Annotated in this window: 2 protein-coding genes; one reads left to right on the forward strand and one right to left on the reverse strand. The window is 41.4% G+C overall.

Going from position 1 to position 1,896, the window contains the following annotated elements:
* Positions 1–147 precede the first annotated feature (147 nt).
* Positions 148–855: a hypothetical protein gene (locus tag ACUVXA_RS20415; RefSeq protein WP_445873135.1), complete on the reverse strand. Its 708-nt coding sequence runs from the start codon at positions 853–855 to the stop codon at positions 148–150.
* A gap of 401 nt (positions 856–1,256) precedes the next feature.
* Here ACUVXA_RS20415 and ACUVXA_RS20420 point away from each other — a divergent pair, with 401 nt between their 5' ends.
* The gene (locus tag ACUVXA_RS20420; RefSeq protein WP_445873136.1) at positions 1,257–1,859 is read left to right on the forward strand and encodes an N-acyl homoserine lactonase family protein; all 603 of its coding nucleotides are present in this window, start codon (positions 1,257–1,259) and stop codon (positions 1,857–1,859) included.
* Positions 1,860–1,896: the final 37 nt, after the last annotated feature.

Raw genomic sequence — 1,896 nt, forward strand, 5'->3', positions numbered from 1 at the left:
AAAAAACGCTTCTTTTCGGGGAAACTTGTTGAGCAAAATACAAGCATATACTTCCTGTATACGGTAAAAAAAGGAGTGGATTATTTTTCAAGTCATCTGAAGGATTAGCAAAGGGGAGAGGTAATTAGTTTTTGATTTTCTACGAGACTACATTTCTCTGGAGGAGAAGAACACTACTGCCCAAAGTATGAATGCTACAAATAATAGTATGAAACCAATGATTATGGTCCAACCTAATATCATTGGACCCCCTATTATAAGGCAGCCCCCTATAATGCTCAAGATTCCCGCAGCTGAGGAAGCCGAGGAGTTCAGTGTGATTTCACGTAGCTTTATGCTGGCTGAACCAATTATGATAAAGGTGACAGCAAGCACCACGAAACCTATCCACATTATGAGAAAGTTCGGTGTAGTTGTAGGAATAATTAGTAGAGTAAAATCGTACATGTTTGGGATGATTGCAACACTAGTCATGGTTAGAAAGTTTCCGACCACTATGAGCAATGATCCTACGATGCTGCCTACGATTCCGAAAATGAAAGCCACCACGCCGATAATCCCTCCTCCCACTTTGCGTATTCCGTAAAATCCTAAACCAGTGAGGGTACAGGTAACAATGAGCATCGGAGCCTGAATGAGTGAAGCCAAAAGGAGCCAAATACTCGAACTCGGATAAGGTATGATAAAGGCGGCGATGGGTCCCAGAAACGTACTGAAAACCATAATCATAGACATGTAGTTCGATAAATCCATAAAGAATAACGCATTTACTACACCCCACATTACTCCAATAAACGCAGTTATGGTTCCTATTATTGCTCCAGCGGTCCCCGCTAATAGATAAGCTTTAGACAAACTAAAACCTCCTTTACCCTATATTTAAAATTATTTTAATGAACTTCTATATCAATCTAATTGTTGAAACATTTTTTCCAATTTGCCACTTGGAATGACTCCCATATAGTAGTATGATGATTTTGCACTGCCCAGTTAACTATTAAACTACGCTTTTCCCCCTTCCGAGAGTTGTTTTCGTCAATTCCAACTAAGTGTGGATTCTCACCCGAAAAAATTGGATTTAAACCCTTTTCTACGTTCCAAAACTGCCACGGAAAAGTTAACATTAAAGGATATGAAAATCAGATTATTGTATAACGTAGACCTACAATTTGTTTACAGATGAAGAATTAGATTTTTAAAAAGGTAGTTTTTTTAACAAGTTTAAAAATTAGTATTGTGTAATTCTCAGAGAGGAGGTGTTTACAATAAAGGAATACGTCATAAAACCTCTACTGACCGGCTGGTTCCATATGAATTGGGGGCTCATAATGAGCCCTATCGCCCAAGGCTATTTCGCAGACCTTCCAGTATACATGTTCCTCATAGAGGGTGACGATGGGGAGCAGATCATAGTTGATGCCAGCTACCAGCATGACCACGTGCCTAAATTCATTTTCGGTCCTAAACCCCGCACACCAGACTTAGAGGTACCAGAGGTGCTGCGACGCAATGGTGTTAATCCATCATCTATTGATACCGTGCTGGTCACCCATCTCCACCATGATCACACCGGCTATCTACATCTCTTCGAAAACGCCCACTTTTACGTCCAAGAAGAGGAACTCATCAATGCTTACTTCCCCATGGGATACCAAGTGGTAGGATATTACCAAGACGACTGGGTTAACCTTGTTCCCCGCTTCAAACTGGTAAACGGTGACTTCAAAGTGCGGGAAGGCATCGAACTCGTATTCGCACCCGGCCACACTCCGGGACACCAAGCAGTATCGGTGAACACTTCTAAAGGTCGAGCCATCATATTCGGTGATGCCGTCTATCTCTACGGGCAATGTCATTAAGTTAAGCCCAAATTCTTTTCTTGTACTTATGGTATCT

Source organism: Candidatus Jordarchaeum sp. (genome assembly GCF_052745115.1).